The sequence below is a fragment of the Streptomyces sp. NPDC048270 genome (assembly GCF_040652335.1).
In the GTDB taxonomy this organism is placed as follows: Bacteria; Actinomycetota; Actinomycetes; order Streptomycetales; family Streptomycetaceae; genus Streptomyces.
In genome coordinates this window covers 1-15,923 of record NZ_JBEZLV010000013.1, presented here as the reverse complement: position 1 = coordinate 15,923, position 15,923 = coordinate 1, and the positions used below count along the sequence as shown (strand labels likewise).

Annotated in this window: 15 protein-coding genes and 2 pseudogenes; 6 read left to right on the top strand and 11 right to left on the bottom strand. The window is 73.1% G+C overall.

All coding sequences use genetic code 11. The features are described from left to right. The first annotated feature begins 24 nt into the window (after positions 1-24). From AB0D66_RS14130 to AB0D66_RS14120, 3 genes are all read left to right on the top strand, one after another. Positions 25-1,158, top strand: coding sequence for an agmatine deiminase family protein (locus AB0D66_RS14130; RefSeq protein ID WP_362301647.1), 1,134 nt, complete (start codon positions 25-27; stop codon positions 1,156-1,158). 9 nt (positions 1,159-1,167) lie between these two features. After that, positions 1,168-1,812: a DUF6629 family protein gene (locus AB0D66_RS14125; RefSeq protein WP_362301644.1), complete on the top strand. Its 645-nt coding sequence runs from the start codon at positions 1,168-1,170 to the stop codon at positions 1,810-1,812. A gap of 90 nt (positions 1,813-1,902) precedes the next feature. Continuing rightward, entirely contained in the window at positions 1,903-3,552 is a 1,650-nt protein-coding gene (locus AB0D66_RS14120) for a GMC oxidoreductase (protein WP_362301642.1), read from the top strand. Between the two features lie 60 nt (positions 3,553-3,612). On the opposite strand, the gene AB0D66_RS14115 is transcribed toward AB0D66_RS14120, so the two are convergent. From AB0D66_RS14115 to AB0D66_RS14095, 5 genes are all read right to left on the bottom strand, one after another. Continuing rightward, positions 3,613-4,092: a carboxymuconolactone decarboxylase family protein gene (locus AB0D66_RS14115; RefSeq protein WP_362301639.1), complete on the bottom strand. Its 480-nt coding sequence runs from the start codon at positions 4,090-4,092 to the stop codon at positions 3,613-3,615. Next, the gene (locus AB0D66_RS14110; RefSeq protein ID WP_362301636.1) at positions 4,089-5,171 is read right to left on the bottom strand and encodes a dihydrodipicolinate reductase; all 1,083 of its coding nucleotides are present in this window, start codon (positions 5,169-5,171) and stop codon (positions 4,089-4,091) included. Before AB0D66_RS14110 ends, AB0D66_RS14115 begins: the two co-directional genes overlap by 4 nt. A gap of 84 nt (positions 5,172-5,255) precedes the next feature. After that, positions 5,256-5,414 carry a DUF6126 family protein gene (locus tag AB0D66_RS14105; protein WP_362301633.1) on the bottom strand — a complete coding sequence of 53 codons (159 nt, stop codon included), beginning with the start codon at positions 5,412-5,414 and terminating at the stop codon, positions 5,256-5,258. A gap of 16 nt (positions 5,415-5,430) precedes the next feature. Next, positions 5,431-6,054, bottom strand: coding sequence for a helix-turn-helix domain-containing protein (locus AB0D66_RS14100; RefSeq protein ID WP_362301630.1), 624 nt, complete (start codon positions 6,052-6,054; stop codon positions 5,431-5,433). A 78-nt stretch (positions 6,055-6,132) separates the two neighbouring features. Continuing rightward, on the bottom strand, positions 6,133-7,668 hold the full coding sequence (locus AB0D66_RS14095) for an ATP-dependent DNA ligase (protein WP_362301627.1): 1,536 nt from the start codon (positions 7,666-7,668) through the stop codon (positions 6,133-6,135). 162 nt (positions 7,669-7,830) lie between these two features. Between AB0D66_RS14095 and AB0D66_RS14090 the strand changes: the two genes are divergently transcribed. Together AB0D66_RS14090 and AB0D66_RS14085 are read left to right on the top strand one after the other, a co-directional pair. Further along, on the top strand, positions 7,831-10,554 hold the full coding sequence (locus AB0D66_RS14090; protein ID WP_362301624.1) for an alpha/beta fold hydrolase: 2,724 nt from the start codon (positions 7,831-7,833) through the stop codon (positions 10,552-10,554). Continuing rightward, on the top strand, positions 10,551-11,414 hold the full coding sequence (locus tag AB0D66_RS14085) for an ABC transporter permease (RefSeq protein ID WP_069923047.1): 864 nt from the start codon (positions 10,551-10,553) through the stop codon (positions 11,412-11,414). The genes AB0D66_RS14090 and AB0D66_RS14085 overlap by 4 nt, the downstream gene beginning before the upstream one ends. Before the next feature lie 28 nt (positions 11,415-11,442). Here the strand turns inward: AB0D66_RS14085 and AB0D66_RS14080 are convergent, their stop codons facing one another. Genes AB0D66_RS14080 through AB0D66_RS14070 form a run of 3 tightly spaced genes read right to left on the bottom strand, consistent with a single transcriptional unit; the run spans position 11,443 to position 13,592 of the window. Then, positions 11,443-12,408 carry a D-2-hydroxyacid dehydrogenase family protein gene (locus AB0D66_RS14080; protein ID WP_362301620.1) on the bottom strand — a complete coding sequence of 322 codons (966 nt, stop codon included), beginning with the start codon at positions 12,406-12,408 and terminating at the stop codon, positions 11,443-11,445. Next, positions 12,405-13,355: an aldo/keto reductase gene (locus AB0D66_RS14075; protein ID WP_362301617.1), complete on the bottom strand. Its 951-nt coding sequence runs from the start codon at positions 13,353-13,355 to the stop codon at positions 12,405-12,407. Before AB0D66_RS14075 ends, AB0D66_RS14080 begins: the two co-directional genes overlap by 4 nt. A gap of 51 nt (positions 13,356-13,406) precedes the next feature. Beyond that, the gene (locus AB0D66_RS14070; protein ID WP_362301614.1) at positions 13,407-13,592 is read right to left on the bottom strand and encodes a hypothetical protein; all 186 of its coding nucleotides are present in this window, start codon (positions 13,590-13,592) and stop codon (positions 13,407-13,409) included. 5 nt (positions 13,593-13,597) lie between these two features. Between AB0D66_RS14070 and AB0D66_RS14065 the strand changes: the two are divergent. Next, positions 13,598-13,756: pseudogene (locus tag AB0D66_RS14065) on the top strand (IS982 family transposase); the annotation flags it as partial. A 55-nt stretch (positions 13,757-13,811) separates the two neighbouring features. Here AB0D66_RS14065 and AB0D66_RS14060 read toward each other — a convergent pair. The 3 genes and pseudogenes from AB0D66_RS14060 to AB0D66_RS14050 all read right to left on the bottom strand — a co-directional run. Further along, on the bottom strand, positions 13,812-14,603 hold the full coding sequence (locus AB0D66_RS14060; protein WP_362301611.1) for a DUF2785 domain-containing protein: 792 nt from the start codon (positions 14,601-14,603) through the stop codon (positions 13,812-13,814). A gap of 49 nt (positions 14,604-14,652) precedes the next feature. Further along, positions 14,653-15,810, bottom strand: coding sequence for a galactokinase (gene galK / locus AB0D66_RS14055; protein ID WP_362301609.1), 1,158 nt, complete (start codon positions 15,808-15,810; stop codon positions 14,653-14,655). After that, positions 15,807-15,923: pseudogene (locus tag AB0D66_RS14050) on the bottom strand (galactose-1-phosphate uridylyltransferase); the annotation flags it as partial. The pseudogene AB0D66_RS14050 and the gene galK, both read right to left, overlap by 4 nt.

Genomic DNA, 15,923 nt, shown 5'->3' with positions numbered 1-15,923 from the left:
TCCACCCCTCCTTCGGAGGTTCGTATGAACCCAAGCCGTAGAACCGTGCTGCGATCGGCGGGCGCCGGGGCGGCCGGACTGACCCTCGGGACCCTCGCCGGCCCGCCCGCCGAGGCCGCCCAGTCCGCCCGCCCCGCCCGGAGCGCCGCCGGCCGGATGCGCGTGCCGCTCGACGACGTACGGCACGTCCGCACCTGGATGGCCTGGCCCTCCAGCCGCGCGATCTGGGGCCGCGACCTCGCCGGGATACAGCAGGACATCGCCCTGATCGCCCGCACCGCCGCACGCTACGAGCCGGTGCTGATGTGCGCGGCGGACGAGAGCGCGGCCGCCACCGCGCGGGCCCGCTGCGGCTCCGCCGTCACCGTCATCTCCTCGATCCCCGTCGACGACCTGTGGATGCGGGACTCCGGCGCCGTCTTCCGCCTCGACGGAGCCGGGGCGGTGGACGCGATCGGCCTGAACTTCAACGGCTGGGGCGGCAAGCAGACCCACCGCAAGGACGCCAAGGTGGCCCGGCTGCTCGCCGCGCACGAGTCCCTGCCCTTCACCTCCGCCGGCTTCGTGGGCGAGGGCGGTGCGGTGGAGACCGACGGCGACGGGACCGTGATGGCCACCGAGAGCAGCCTGGTCAACAAGAACCGCAATCCCGGGCTGAGCCGGGCCCAGGTCGAGGCCGAGGTGCTCGCCGCCTACGGCGCCGACAAGATGATCTGGGCGCCCGGGATCAAGGGGCAGGACATCACCGACGACCACATCGACGTCACCTCCCGGTTCGTGCGTCCCGGCGTGGTCATGGTCCAGGTCCCGCCGGCGGAGCGCACCGACATCTGGGCGAAGGACGCCCGCCAGCAGCTCGCGATCCTCTCCGCCGCCACCGACGCCAAGGGCCGCAGGCTCCAGGTCATCCGGGTGGACGGCCCGCGGACCCTGCGCTCCGACAGCCCCGACTTCGTGGACTCGTACCTGAACTTCCACCTCGTCAACGGCGCGGTGATCACCTCCCAGTTCGGGGACCAGGCCACGGACGCGGGGGCCCGGCAGGCCCTGGCCGCGGCCTTCCCCGGCCGCACCGTCGTCCAGCTCGACGTGGACCGCCTGATGGGCGGCGGCGGGGGCATCCACTGCTCGACCATGCAGCAGCCGGCCGCGCCGTGAGGTGATCCCATGTGCTGGAGCGCGACGGCCGATCTGACGGCGGGCACGGCCATCACCGCCGTGGGCGTCGTGTGCCTGGCGCGCACCGCGCGCGCCCGGCGGGCCCGCGACCTGCCCGTCGCCGCGCTCCCGCTGCTGCTGGGCGCGCACCAGCTGACCGAAGCCGCCGTCTGGAACTCGGGCGGCGGCTGCTCCGCGGCCGCCACCGCCTGGGCCGTGATCGCCTTCCCGCTACTGGCCGCCTGGGTGCCGCTCGGGTTGCTCCTCGCGGCCGCGCCCGGGGGTCGGCGCCGCCTGTGGGGGCCCGCGGCCGTGGGCCTCGCCACCGGCGCGGTCCTCGCGTACGGCCTCGCGACCCGGCCGGTGAGCGCGGAGATCCGCGGTCACACGGTCGGCTACGGCGTGGACGTCCCGTACACCCCGCTCGTCGTGGCGGGCTACCTGTGCGCAACGCTCGGCGCCCTGCTGCTCGCCGGCAACCGGCGGCTGCGGCTGCTCGGGGCCGTACTGGCCGCCGGCGCCGTCGTCTGCGGGGCCCTGTGGCGGCTGGAATTCGCCTCTACCTGGTGCGCCTTCGCCGCTGTCGCATCCGTGCTGGTCCTGGGCTGGGTTCGGCGCCCCGAGGCCGCGAATTCTGTGACACGACCGGCCTGAAGTTACGAAGTTACCCCGAGGTATCTAGTGACTTCACACGCCCGTAGCAGTAGAACTCGTTCTCATTCAGCCGAGAGTGAGGAACGTCACATGAGTGACAATGGCGTGCCCAGAAACGGTTCCAACGGATTCTCCCGTCGCGGATTCCTTGCGAGAACAGGTTCTATTTTGGGGGCCGTGGCCCTCTCTGCACAAGTCACTTCCGCTCATGCGGCGCAGACCGCCACCGCCACGGCCGCCGCGATCGACGACGGAGCGCGCGTCCCCGTCCTGATCATCGGCACCGGGTACGGGGGCTCCGTCGCCGCCCTGCGCCTGGCCCAGGCCGGCGTCGACGTCCACATGGTCGAGATGGGCATGGCCTGGGACACCCCGGGCACCGACGGCAAGATCTTCGCCCACACCACCAAACCCGACTACCGGTCCTACTGGCTGCGCACCAAGACCAAGGCGCCGCTCAGCAACTTCCTCGGATTCCCCATCGACAAGAACGTCCCCAAGTACACGGGCATCCTGGACGCCGAGGAAATGGGCGGCATCATCGTCTACCAGGGGCGCGGGGTCGGCGGCGGCTCGCTCGTCAACGGCGGCATGGCCGTCACTCCCAAGCGGGCGAACTTCAGTTCCGTCCTGCCGTCGGTGAACGCCGACGAGATGTACGACACCTACTACCCCCGCGCCAACGCGGGACTCGGGGTCGGCCTCATCGACCCGGCCTGGTTCGACACCGTCGCCTGCTACCAGTACGCCCGCGTCGGCCGCAAGCACGCCCAGCGCTCCGGATTCCCCTTCGTCTTCGTACCGGACGTGTACGACTGGGACTACATGAAGAAGGAGGCGGCCGGCACCGTCCCCAAGTCGGCCGTGGACGGCGAGATCCTCTACGGCAACAACCACGGCAAGAAGTCGCTCCAGCAGACCTACATCGCGGCCGCCAAGGCCACCGGCAGGGTCTCCGTCTCCCCCCTGCACCAGGTCACCTCGGTCGCCCCCGCGTCCGGCGGCGGCTACACCGTCACCATCAACCAGCTGACCACGGACGGCTCCGTCACGGCCACCAAGACCGTGACCTCCGACCGGGTGTTCTTCGCCGCCGGCAGCGTCGGCACCAGCAAGCTCCTGGTCCGGCTGAAGGCCACCGGCGTCCTGCCGAACCTGAACGACGAGATCGGCAAGGGCTGGGGCGAGAACGGCAACGTCATGTGCGGCCGTGCCAACCACATGTGGGACGCGACCGGAAAGGTGCAGGCCTCCATCCCCTGCGGCGGCATCGACAACTGGGACGCGGGCGGCGCGTTCGCCGAGGTGGCCCCGCTCCCGACGGGGATCGAGACCTACGCCTCCTTCTACCTGTCGATCACCAAGAACCCCCACCGCGCCCAGTTCTCCTGGAACGCGGCGGCGGGCAAGGTCGAACTCAACTGGCAGACGGCCTGGAAGCAGCCGTCCATCGACATGGCCAAGACCATCTTCGACAAGATCAACTCCAAGGAGGGGACGATCTACCGGACCGACCTCTTCGGCACCAACAAGATCTGGGGCGACCACCTCACCTACCACCCGCTCGGCGGCGCGGTACTGAACAAGGCCACCGACAACTACGGCCGCCTGCACGGCTACACCGGCCTGTACGTGATCGACGGCGCGCTGATCCCCGGCAACACCACCGTCAACCCGTTCGTCACCATCACGGCACTCGCCGAACGGAACATCGAGAAGATCATCGCCACCGACCTGTAGCCAGGTCCGCACGCGCGACAGCCGGGGCCGATCGGACGACCGAGCGGCCCCGGACCCATGTCAGTGGCCCGGCAGCATGCAGACGCTGTCGAGGCCGAGCACGTGGTTGAGCCGGCCGAAGACCAGCCAGGACCCGATGCTCATCGTCAGCTCCACGATCTCGAGCTGGGTGTAGTGCCGGTTCATCCGGTCCCAGAACTCGTCGTCGAGCCCGTGGTGGTCCAAGGTGAAGCGCTCGGCGTACTCCGCCGACATCCGGGTGCGCTCGTCGAAGCGGTCCGTGGTGCGCCACTCGGTGACGGCGTCGGAGAACTCCTCCTCGACCTTCTCCCCCTTCAGCTCGGTGCGCCAGTCCAGGCAGAAGACGCAGCCGTTGATCTGCGCGACCCGCAGCCGGGCGGCCTCGAACTCGCGCAGTCCCAGGGTGGTGTGGGCGTACACGGACAGCGAGAAGTTGGCGGCGGCCATGCCGATGCCGGGGACCAGGTCGCCCCACACGTACTCGATGGGGTGCTGGCCTTCGGGAATGTCGATCCTCATGACTGCTTCCTTCCGAGTTTGCCGATGGCGGGGCGCAGCGGGACGTCGAGGGCGTCGTACAGCCCGGGTTCCGCCTCGGTGAGCCAGTCGATGGCGCTCACCAGGCGGCCCACGGCGGTGGCGTTGCCGCCCGCCGAGCGGTTCTCCCCCTCGTCGGTGGCCTCGATGGTGACCTCGATGCGCGGGCGCCCCTCGATGACGACCCGGTGGGCTCCGTCGCCGCCGTCGGGCGGGCTGGGCCAGTCCGGGGCGCACGAGGCGTGGATGCGGGTGACGTGCTCGATGACGATGCGGGGTTCGCCCTCGACGATGCCCTGCACCTCGAAGCGGATCGCTCCCTGGGTGCCCGCCTCGAAGGCGCCCATCGTCCGGGTGGTGACGGTGGTGTCGAGGGCGCGCCGGTCCACCGTCTCGCGGATCTCGTCCAGTTCCACGCCGAGGGCGCGGGCCATCATGCGTATCTGCCCGCCCCACACCATGGTCGGGATCGAGGGCATGAGCATCATCGGCTCGTAGTCCATGGGCTGGCCCATGCCGACGAGGTAGCGGACGGAGTCCGGCTGGTCGTAGGTGGAGTAGTCGAAGATCTCCTGGCAGCGGATGGCGTCGACCGTCGTGCCGAGGCCGCTGAGCAGGAGCGGGAGGACGTCGTTGCCCCAGCCGGGGTCGACGCCGGAGGCGAAGAGCGAGCCGCCGCCCTCCGCGATGGCGGCCAGCACCGGATCGCGGAACTCCGGCGGTGCGCCGCGGTGGTCGTACAGCGGGTACAGCGCGGGGCTGACGACGACCGCGCCGGAGCGGATCGCCCGGGTGATGTCGGCGAGGGCGTCGTCGGGCCGGACGTCGCCGGAGGCGGCGTACACCACGGCCCGGGGGCGGGCGGCCAGGACGGCTTCGATGTCGTCGGTGGCCTGGACCCCCAACAGGTGGTCGAGTCCGCCGAGTTCACCCGCGTCGCGGCCGACCTTGGCTGGATTGTGGACGATGACTGCGGAGAGTTTCAGCGCGGGATGGGCCTCGACGGCGCGGATGGCCAAACGGCCGACGTTGCCGGTACCCCAGACAACCGTGGAAATCATGCGCGGAGGGTAGCCACAGGACCTGGACGTTTCCATAGTCGTGCGGCCGCAGTCGTGCGGCCCGGGGCCGCGCGCCCGCCGGCGTCACTGGTTCTCGGCGCCCAGGACGAAGAGGAGGTAGACGAAGAAGGCGAAGAGGTGGCCCACGAACAAGTAGGCGATCAGCCGGATCACCAGACCGCGCGGGAACTTGCTCTCGATGCGCGCCCGCACGGTGGTGACGGGCTCCTGTCCCTCTGACATGGGTACGGCTCCTCTGCTATCGGTGGTGTGGGGTGGTGGCCCCGCCCAGGCACAGCCCGGCGAGGCTGCTCTGCAGCAGGGTGTGGACGAACAGCAGGTCCGCGCCGCCGGGTTCGGCCCCCGCGATCCGGTGCGGCGTCAGCGAGTCGAAGTGTGCGCTGTCACCGGGGTCCAGGAGGTGCTCGGCCTCCCCCAGGTGCAGCCGCAGCCGGCCGCTCAGGACGTACAGCCACTCCTCGCCGGGATGTACGCGGACCAGCTCGCCCGGACCGCGGCCGTGCGGGACGTGCACGCGCAGGGCCTGCATCCCGCGCCCCGGGCCGCCCGCCTGCCAGTAGGTCCAGCCGTCGGCCTCGCGGGCGCCCGGTCCGCCGGCCCGTACGATGGGGTCGGCGACGGCCGGGGTCTCGCCGAGCAGTTCGGAGACCGTCGTACCGTAGGTGCGGGCGAGCGCGAGCAGCAGCGGCAGCGAGGGCCGGCGCCGGCCGGTCTCCAGGCGGGACAGGTGGGCGGGCGAGAGCCTGGCCCGCGCGGCGGCGGCTTCCAGGGTGAGGCCGGCGCGGCGGCGCAGGTCGCGCAGTTGCGGGGCCACGGCGGGCAGCTCGTCGCCCGCTTCCTCGGGGGCAGGACCGGGGTTCATGCCCCGATTGAGCCAGAGTCTTGCCTCTGTGGCAATCCGACTTGCCTCTGAGGCAAAAACCCCCGCCGGGCGCTGTGATCAGCCGCCGGTGCCGCTCGCGAGGACCGCCTCCACCGTGTCGGCCTGCTCCGCCGTCTTGTCGGGGCGGTGTCTGAGCACCCGCGCGAAGCGCAGCGCGACCCCGGCCGGGTAGCGGGAGGAGCGCTGCAGGCCGTCGTAGGCGATCTCCACCACGAGTTCCGGCCGCACCCGCACGGTGAAGCCGTCGTCCGAGGTCGCGAGCGCGTTCAGCGCCCGGGTCTGCCAGCGCAGCATCTCGTCGGTGAGCCCCTTGAAGGTCTTGCCGAGCATGGCGTAGGTGCCGTCGGCGGCCCGCGCGCCCAGGTGCAGGTTGGACAGCAGTCCGGTGCGCCGCCCGTGGCCCCACTCGGCGGCGAGGACGACCAGGTCCAGGGTGTGCACCGGTTTCACCTTGAGCCAGTTCTTGCCGCGCCGGCCCGCCGCGTAGGCGGAGCCGAGGCTCTTGACCACCACTCCCTCGTGGCCGCGGCGCAGGGTCTCGGCCGAGAACTCCTCCGCGTCCGCGCCCTGCGCCGCGGGGTCCTCGACCACCAGGCGCCGGACCCGGGCGCTCTCGGGCACCAGGGCGGCGAGGACCTCGTAGCGCTCGCGGACCGGGAGGTCGAGCAGCACGTCCGCGCCGGCGGCCAGGACGTCGAAGAAGTACGGGGCCACGGGGAGCGTGCGCCGGGCGGCCTCGACGTCGATGCGGGAGCCGACCCGGCTCGCGATCTGCTGGAAGGGGACCGGGCGGCCGTCCGCGGCCCGGCCGATGACCTCGCCGTCGAGGATGAACCGCTCCCCCGGCAGCGACCGGGCCAGCTCGGCCACTTCCGGCAGCCGGTCGGTGATCTCGTCGAGGGAGCGCGTGTACACCCGGACCTCACCGCCCTCGCGGTGGACCTGGACCCGGATCCCGTCGAGCTTCTCCTCCACCGCGCAGGGCCCGAGCGCGGCCAGCGCCTCGCCGACGGACTTCGCGCTGCCCGCCAGCATGGGCTGCACGGGCTGCCCGACCCGCAGGGTGAAGCCGCCGAGCGCCGCCGCGCCCCCGGCCAGCACGGCCGCCGCGACCCGGGGCAGCGAGCCGTCCAGCATCACCGCCCGGCGCAGGTCCGCGGCCTGGACACCGGCCGCCGCGGCCACGCCTTCCAGGGCCACCGCGTCGAGCGCGCCCTGGCGCACCTCCCCGGACAGCAGGCTGCGCAGGAAGCGCTGCTCGGCCTCGGTGGCCGCGCCCAGCAGGGTCTCGACGACCCGGCGGCGCCCCGCCTGCGATCCCGCGCCCGCGACGGCGCCCAGCTCGCTGACCGCGTCGTCCACGGCCCGGACGGTCAGGGTGGGCTCGTGCGCCGGCGCCACGTCCTGTCCCAGGGCGCGCCAGCCGATGCCCGGCCGGCCCTGCGGGAGGCGCCCGGCGAGGTAGGAGATCACCAGCGCGGCCTCCTCCGGGGGCGCGGCGGCGAACAGCTCCGCGAGCAGGGCGGTCTTCCGGGACCGGGCGGAGGTGTCGGCGACCTCCCGGGACACGCGCGCGACGTCGGCCAGCAGCATGCGGCCATCCTCCCGCCCGGGCGCGCTCGGCGCAGGTCGGGATCCGGCCACCGCGCATACCGCGGGCGCGGTACGCGGGGCGGGCGCCGTACTCCTGTGGAAGGTGGGGACATCCCCCTGGGGACGCTCGGGCGGGGCACGGCGGGCGATTAGGGTTCCCCTATGAAGCTCCGACTGCCCAGGCGCCGCCGGGTCCGCCTGCTCGCCGGCGCCGCCGCGCTCGCCGTCGTCGCGGGAGCCGGTACGTGGACCGCCGCGGCCGCGGCCGGCGACGATCCGGCCGTGCACCGCGAGGACCGCGTGGTGGACATGCCCGGCGCCGCGATCGACACCTCGTACTTCACGGCGGACGACGGCTCCGGCAGCGGCGCGGGCGGGGGGAGGAAACGTCCCGCCGTGCTCCTCGGCCACGGTTTCGGCGGCAGCAAGGAGGACGTGCGCGCCCAGGCGGAGCAGCTGGCCCGCGACGGCTACGCCGTCCTGACCTGGTCGGCGCGCGGCTTCGGCCGCTCCGGCGGCCGGATCGGGCTCAACGACCCCGAGTACGAGGTCAAGGACGTGTCCCGGCTCATCGACTGGCTCGCCACCCGGCCCGAGGTACGGCTCGACGCGGAGGGCGACCCGCGCGTCGGCATGGCCGGGGCCTCCTACGGCGGGGCGGTCGCACTGCTCACCGCCGGGTACGACCGGCGGGTGGACGCCATCGCCCCGCAGATCACCTACTGGAACCTGGCCGACTCCCTCTTCCCCAACGGGGTCTTCAAGAAGCTCTGGGCCGGGATGTTCTTCACCACCGGCTCCGCGGGCGGCATGCAGCCCGCGCGGCCGGGCGCACAGGCGCCCGATCCGCTCGCCGCCCCCGGCTGCGGGCGGTTCCAGCCCGAGCTGTGCGCCATGTACGAGCGGGTCGCGGTGGCCGGGAAGCCCGATGCCGAGGCCAGGGCGCTGCTGGAGCAGCGCAGCCCGTCGGCGGTCGGCGCCCGGATCAAGGTGCCGACGCTCATCGTGCAGGGGCAGGACGACTCCCTCTTCCCGCTGGACCAGGCCGACGCCATGGCCAAGGCCGTCGCGGCGAACGGGGCGCCCGTCGCCGTGGACTGGACCGCGGGCGGACACGACGGCGGCATGCGCGAGGCCGACCGGACGGCGGAGCGGACAGCGGCCTGGTTCGACCGCCACCTCAAGGACGACGAGTCCGCCGACACCGGGCCGGCCTTCCGCGTCTCGCGTTCCGGCGGCATCGACTCGACCGACGGCCAGGTGCAGCTGCGCGGCGCGAGCGGCGAGCGGTACCCGGGGCTGGCTTCGGCCCCGAAGGAGTTCGCCCTGACCGGGAGCGAGCAGAGCTTCGCCAATCCGGCGGGCGGCGCCCCTCCCGCGCTGTCCTCGCTGCCGGGCATCGGCGGTCAGCTCGCCTCCTTCGGAGCCGGCCTCTCGCTGGACTTCCCGGGGCAGAACGCCCGGTTCGAATCAGAGCCGCTGGCCGAGGAGCTGCGGATCACCGGAGCGCCGACCATCACCCTGAGGGTGAGGTCGACGGCCGCGGACGGTTCGGCCGTGCTCTTCGGCAAGGTGTACGACGTGGGCCCGGACGGCCGGCAGCAGGTGCTGCCGAGTCAGCTGGTGGCCCCGGTCCGGGTGGAGAACGCGCAGCAGGGGACCACCGTCGAGCTGCGGCTGCCGGCGATCGACCACGCCGTCGAGGCCGGGCACCGGCTGCGGCTGGTGGTCGCCGCGACCGACCTGGGCTACGCGAGCCCGGCCGCGCCGGCCGCCTACACGGTCTCGGCGCAGGGCCCGCTGGCCGTGCCCGTGGCCCCGGACGTACGGACCGCCACGGCCGGACTGCCCGCCTGGACCTGGAGCCTGCCCCTCGGCGCGGCGGCGCTGGCCGCGGCGCTGCTCGGGATCCGCAGGACCGGCCGGGGCGGCGCCGGGGGCCGGGGAGCGCAGCCCGCCCCCGCGCTGGCCGACGTACCGCTGGAGATCACCGGCCTGACCAAGCGGTACGCGAAGGCGGAGGACCGCTACGCGGTCCGCGACCTGTCGTTCCGGGTGGAGAAGGGGCAGGTGCTGGGGCTGCTCGGACCCAACGGGGCCGGGAAGACCACCACCCTGCGGATGCTGATGGGGCTGATCTCGCCGGACGCCGGGGAGATCCGGGTGTTCGGGCACGCGGTGCGCGCCGGTGCGCCCGTGCTGTCGCGGGTCGGGGCCTTCGTGGAGGGCGCCGGCTTCCTGCCGCACCTGACGGGCCGCGCGAACCTGGAGCTGTACTGGCAGGCCACCGGCCGCCCGGACGAGGACGCGCACCTGGCGGAAGCCCTGGAGATCGCCGGGCTGGGCGACGCGCTGGAGCGCGCGGTGCGCACCTACTCGCAGGGCATGCGCCAGCGCCTCGCGATCGCCCAGGCCATGCTCGGGATGCCGGACCTGCTGATCCTCGACGAGCCGACGAACGGCCTGGACCCGCCGCAGATCCGGGAGATGCGGGACGTGATGATCCGCTACGCGGCGGGCGGGCGGACGGTCATCGTCTCCAGCCACCTGCTGTCCGAGGTGGAGCAGTCCTGCACCCACCTGGTGGTCATGGACCGCGGCAGGCTGGTGCAGGCGGGAGAGGTCTCGGAGATCACCGGCGGCGGGCACACCCTGCTGGTGTCCCTGGCGGGGCCGGTGGACGACGTGGCGGTCGAGAAGGTGGCCGCACTGGAGGGAGTGGGTTCCGTGGTGGCCGCCGACGACGGGCTCCTCGTACGGCTCGAGGGCGCGACCGCCGCCGGGCTGATCGCCGAACTCGTCCGGCTGGAGGTGCCGGTGAGCGGAGTGGGGCCGCACCGGCGGCTGGAGGACGCGTTCCTCACCCTGATCGGAGGTTCGGCATGAGCGCCGTACAGGAGGTGGCCCCGGGCTACCAGGCCGGCCGGACGCTTCCGCTGCGCGTGGAGGCGCTGCGGCAGTGGCGCCGGCGGCGGACGCTGGTGATGTTCGGGGTGCTGGCCGCGCTGCCGTTCATCATGCTCATCGCCTTCGCGGTGGGCGGCGGGCCGGACGGCCCCGAGGGGGGCAACGGCCGGATCACGCTGATCGACACGGCGACGGCCTCGGGCGCGAACTTCGCGGCGACCTGCCTGTTCGTCTCGGCGGGCTTCCTGCTGGTCGTGCCGGTGGCGCTGTTCTGCGGGGACACCGTGGCCTCGGAGGCCAGCTGGTCCTCGCTGCGCTATCTGCTGGCCTCACCGGTGCCGCGGTCGCGGCTGCTGTGGAGCAAGCTGGTAGTGGCGCTCGGCTTCAGCCTGGCGGCGATGGTGCTGCTGCCGGTCGTGGCGCTGGCGGCGGGCACGGCCGCGTACGGATGGGGGCCGCTGAAGATCCCGACGGGCGGGGCGCTGGCCGCCGGGGACACCGTGCCGCGGCTCGCACTGGCGGTCGCCTTCGTCTTCGTGTCGCAGCTGGTGACGGCGGGGCTCGCGTTCTGGCTGTCCACCCGGACGGACGCGCCGCTGGGCGCGGTGGGCGGTGCGGTCGGGCTGACGATCGTCGGCAACGTACTGGACGCGGTCACGGCGCTCGGCTCCTGGCGCGAGTTCCTGCCGGCGCACTGGCAGTTCGCCTGGGCGGACGCCTTGCAGCCGCAGCTGGAGTGGGGCGGGATGGTCAAGGGCACGGCGGTGTCGGTGTCGTACGCGCTGGTGCTCTTCGCCCTCGCCTTCCGGGGGTTCTCCCGCAAGGACATCACGTCCTGAGCGCAAGCCCCCCGGAAGCCCGACCCGGTCAGGGCAGTACGCGCACGGGTGAGCCGTCGAGGAACGCCGCGATGTCCTCGACGGCTTCGCCGTAGTAGGTGGCGTAGTTGGCCCGGGTGACGTAGCCGAGGTGCGGGGTCGCCAGGAGCCGCGGGGCGGTGCGCAGCGGGTGGTCCCCCGGCAGCGGTTCGGTGTCGAAGACGTCGAGCGCGGCGCCCGCGATGCGGCCCGCGCGCAGGGCCGCGAGGAGCGCGTCCTGGTCGACGATGGCCGCCCGTGAGGTGTTGACGAGGTAGGCGCTCTCCTTCATCAGCGCCAGTTCGGCGGCGCCGATCAGGCGGCGGGTGCGTTCGCCGAGGGCGAGGTGGACGGAGACGAAGTCGCTCCGCGCCAGCAGTTCCTCTTTGGAGCCGGCGAGCTCCACGCCCACCTCGGCGGCCCGCTCCCCGGTGAGGTTCTGGCTCCAGGCCGCCACGTCCATGCCGAAGGCGAGCCCGATCCGGGCGACGCGGCTGCCGATCTTGCCGAGGCCGAGCAGGCCCAGCCGGCGGCCGTGGAGGTCGGCGCCGACCGTGCTCTGCCAGGGGCCGGACGCGCGCAGGGCGTTGTTCTCCCCGACGATGCCGCGGGCCAGGCCCAGCAGCAGGGCCCAGGTCAGCTCGACGGGCGGGGTGGCGGAGCTGGCGGTGCCGCAGACGGTGACACCGTTGCGCGCGGCGGCGGCGTAGTCGATCACCGAGTTGCGCATGCCGCTGGCGACGAGCAGCTTGAGGCGGGGCAGCCGGTCGAGCAGGGAGGCCGGGAAGGCCAGGCGTTCGCGCAGGGTGACGACGATGTCGACGTCGGCCAGGCGCTCCGCGAGCCGGTCCTCGTGGGAGAGGTGGTCGGTGTAGGTGACCACCTCCACCCGGTCCGCGACCGGGGTCCAGTCCGCGAGGGAGGTCGCGGCCTCCTGGTAGTCGTCGAGGACCGCGCAGCGCAGCACGGGATTCACGCCGCAGCCCCCGGCGCCACCGCGTCGATCTCGGCGAGCAGTGCGGCGTCCAGCGGGCGGTCGGCCACGGCCGCGTTGGCGCGCACCTGCTCGGGGGAGGTGGCTCCGGCGATGACCGAGGCGCAACCCGGCTGGGCGGCGAGCCAGCCGATGGCGAGTTCGAGGACGGTGCGGTCGTGCTTCTCGGCGAGGGCGGCCAGTGCTTCGACCACGTCGAGCCGCTCGTCCGTGAGGTAGGCGTCGCGGCCCTCCAGGCGGGATCCGGCCGGGACGGGTGCGCCCCGGCGGATCTTGCCGGTGAGGAGGCCGTTGGCGAGGGGGAAGTACGGGAGGACGCCGACGCCGTAGTGCCGGGCCGCCGGGACGAGCTCGCGCTCGGCCGAACGCTCCAGCAGCGACCACTGGTTCTGCGCGGAGACGAAGGGCACCGAGCCGGTCTCGCGGGCGGTGTGCGCGGCTTCGGCGAGCTGCCAGCCGGTGAGGTTGGAGTGCCCGATGTAGCGGATCTTGCCCTCGGCGACGAGCTCGGTGAGCGCGGCGAGGGTCTCCGCGATCGGGGTGGCCGGGTCGGGGCTGTGCAGCTGGTAGAGGTCGATGTGGTCGGTGCGCAGGCGGCGCAGGGACTCTTCGAGGGCCCGCCGGATGTAGGCGCGGCCGCCGCGCGATCCGGCGGCGGGCCCGTAGTTCATGTCCATGCCGGCGTACCCGAACTTGGTGGCGAGGACGACCTGGTCCCGGCGGCCCTTGAGGGCCTGCCCGAGGTGGTTCTCGGAGCCGCCGAGGCCGCCGTAGATGTCGGCGGTGTCGAGGAGGGTGATGCCCGCGTCGAGTGCGGCGTCGACGACGGCGCGGGTGGCCTGGGCGTCGAGGCGGCCGCCGAAGTTGTTGCAGCCGAGCCCGACGGTGGAGACCTGAAGACCCGAACTGCCCAGGGGGATATAGCGCATGTGATGCGTTCCTCCGCACTCGTGCGATGCCTGACCGGCCGTCGGGTCAGTCTAGAAGAGGCCGGCGAGCCGCTTCCCGATGCCCCGGGCCTCCTGCGCGGTGCAGGCCGCGGGGGCGAGGTCGCGGAGGCCGTCCGGGGTGACGGTGGGGGAGGTCGGCGCGCCCGTGGTGGCGCAGCGTCCGGCGGCCCGGCTCGCCGGCTCCTTGAACACGACCGGGGACATCAGGACGTCCATCACCCCTCAAGGGCCAGCTCGACCTGGAACAGCACGGCGGCCGGACTTTCGAGGGCGTCGCCGTCCGCGTCGCCCAGCGCGTCCTGGCACGGGCCGCGGCGATCTGGCACAACCACAAGACCGGACAGCCAGTCATGCGATCCCTGATCGCCTACGACCACTGATCACATCGGAATATCCCCAGGGGGCCGGCGTGGCCCGCTTCGGCGCGCCGTGTGCTCAGCGCTTGATGATCCGGTCGAGGGTCTCGGCCACCGCGGCCTTGACCGCCTCGCGGTGGTGAAGGGCCACCGGTTCCGACTCGGGGTTCGGCCGCACGCCCCGGTCCGCGAAGAGGTGGAGCATGCGCAGCGTGCGCAGGCAGTTGGTGAGGTGCGCGGGGACCGGGGTCGGGATGTGGGCGGAGCCGAAGTTGGCGGCGATCGGCTCCAGCCATCCGGTCGCGTCGTACTCGCTCATGTCGGACCGGGTGAGCACCCGGGCGAGTGCCCTGGCCAGCCGGTCGTCTTCCAGTTGGTTCCATACGTGGCCGGTGGGCGCCGTCAGCCGCGCGGCGGCGAGGTCCAGCATCCGCACCGGATCCACCTCGGGATGGCAGCCGAACCGGTTCAGCAGGTCCGCGCCGTGCGCGACCGCGTGGAGCCAGCCAAGCTCCTCGTCGTAGCCGCGCAGGTCCGTCTCGCTCGGGTACCACCGCTCGAAGGCGTCTACCCAGTCGGCCTTGAAGTCTCCTCTGGTCACGAGCATGTCGAGCACCAGAGGTGCGAACGTGCGGGCCTGGACCTCCGGGGCGGCGAAGCGGGCGGCCATCTCGTTCCCCAGCGCCAGCCGCCGGGGCTCGTCGATCACCCCGCGTTCTATCCAGGCCGAGAGGACGGAGTGAGGCGCTCCGTCCCGGATCTGCGGATCGGGATCCGCAAGGGCATCGGAGAGTATGCGCACCATACCTTCCATGGGGCGGTCGGCCGGCACGGCGCAGTCAGCGGCTTCGATCTGGTTCCAGTTGATCACGGCGCGCAGGATAGCCCCGCACCACCCTGCCGCATGGCGAATAAACCGTCTAGCGCAGGCGGGCGGCCCCGGCCGACGGGGACGCCGAGGTGATCCGGGGCGGCGTGTGGCCCGCCCGGCGGAAGGCGTCCGTCACGGCCCGCGTCACCGCGGGTTCGGCGGCCGCGTCGATCAGGGCCAGGGCCGAGCCGCCGAAGCCGCCGCCGGTCATCCGGGCCCCGTAGGCCCCGGCCGCGTCGGCCGCGGCCACCGCCAGGTCGAGCTCCGGACAGGAGACCTCGTAGTCGTCGCGCAGCGAGACGTGCCCCTCGGTGAGCAGCGGCCCCGTCTCGCGCAGCCGCCCGGCCCGCAGCAACTCCTCCATCCGCCGCACCCGTTCGTTCTCGGTGACCACGTGCCGGACGCGCCGGCGGGCCACCGGATCGCCGAGGCGGTCCAGTGCCCGGTCGAGATCCCGGTACGGGAGGTCGCGCAGCGCCGCTACGCCGAGGGCCGCGGCCGCCTGGTGGCAGGAGGCCAGCCGCTGCGCGTAGGCCCCGTCCGCCAGGGCGTGCTTGACCCGGGTGTCGATGACGAGGAGGCGCAGGCCCGCCGCCTCGCAGTCGAAGGGGATGTGGCGCTGTTGGAGGCTGCGGGTGTCCAGGTGGAGGGCGTGGCCTTCGGTGGCGCACGCCGAGGCCATCTGGTCCATCACCCCGCAGGGGACGCCGACGTACGCGTTCTCGGCGCGCCGGGCGAGCGCGGCCAGTTCGGGCCGGGTGAGCGGGAGCCCGTGCAGGTCGGCCAGGGCCAGTGCGGTGGCCACCTCCAGGGCGGCGGAGGAGGAGAGGCCGGCGCCGGTCGGCACGTCGGACCGTACGTGCAGATCGGCGCCCCTGACCGGAAGATCAGCGTCCAGCAGGGCCCAGAACACCCCGGCCGGGTAGCCGGCCCAGCTCTCCGCGCCCTGCGGCGGGTGCTGCGGGTCCAGGGCGGCGAGGTCGAGGGTCACCACACCGGCGGGGGTGTCGGCGGAGTGGAGCCTGAGGATCCCGTCAGCGCGCCGGGCCGCGGCCACCTCGGTGCGCTGCGGCAGGGCGAAGGGCAGCGCGAAACCGTCGTTGTAGTCGGTGTGTTCGCCGATCAGGTTGACCCGGCCGGGCGCCGCCCACACCCCCTCGGGCGGGTACCCGTACAGCTCCTGGAACTCCTGGGCCGTCCTGGTCACCGGCTTGCCACCTCGCGCAGGCGGGCGGCGGCGTCTTCGGGTCGGATGTCGTTGATGTAGGCCTCCATTCCGGATTCGGTTCCGGCGAGGTATTTCAGTTTGTCTGCGGTGCG